Annotated in this window: 1 pseudogene; it reads left to right on the forward strand. The window is 71.6% G+C overall.

The features are described 5' to 3' along the window. Nucleotides 1-543, forward strand: a pseudogene (locus DT057_RS35160) (potassium-transporting ATPase subunit B); the annotation flags it as partial.

Here is a 543-nt window from a genome sequence, read left to right on the forward strand (position 1 = left end):
GATCGCCCTCAACATCCTGCTCGCCGGCCTCACCATCGTGTTCGTGTTCGCGGTGGCGTCGATCCCGAGCTTCGCCGCCTACGCGGGCGGCGCCATCCCGCTCATCGTGCTCGTCGCCCTGTTCGTGACCCTGATCCCGACCACGATCGGGGCGCTGCTCTCGGCCATCGGCATCGCCGGCATGGACCGGCTCGTGCGCTTCAACGTGCTCGCGATGTCGGGCCGGGCGGTCGAGGCGGCGGGCGACGTCGACACGCTGCTCCTCGACAAGACCGGCACCATCACGCTCGGCAACCGGCAGGCGACGGAGTTCCGCCCGGTGCGTGGCGTCTCGGAGCAGGATCTGGCCGACGCCGCGCAACTCGCCTCGCTGGCCGACGAGACCCCGGAGGGCCGCTCGATCGTGGTCCTGGCCAAGGAGCGCTACGGCCTGCGCGCCCGCGACATGGCGAGCCTGGGCGCCACCTTCGTGCCCTTCACGGCGCAGTCGCGCATGAGCGGGGTCGACCTCGAGGGCTCGTCGATCCGCAAGGGCGCGGTCGA

This window comes from Methylobacterium crusticola, assembly GCF_003574465.1.
Classification (GTDB): Bacteria; Pseudomonadota; Alphaproteobacteria; order Rhizobiales; family Beijerinckiaceae; genus Methylobacterium; species Methylobacterium crusticola.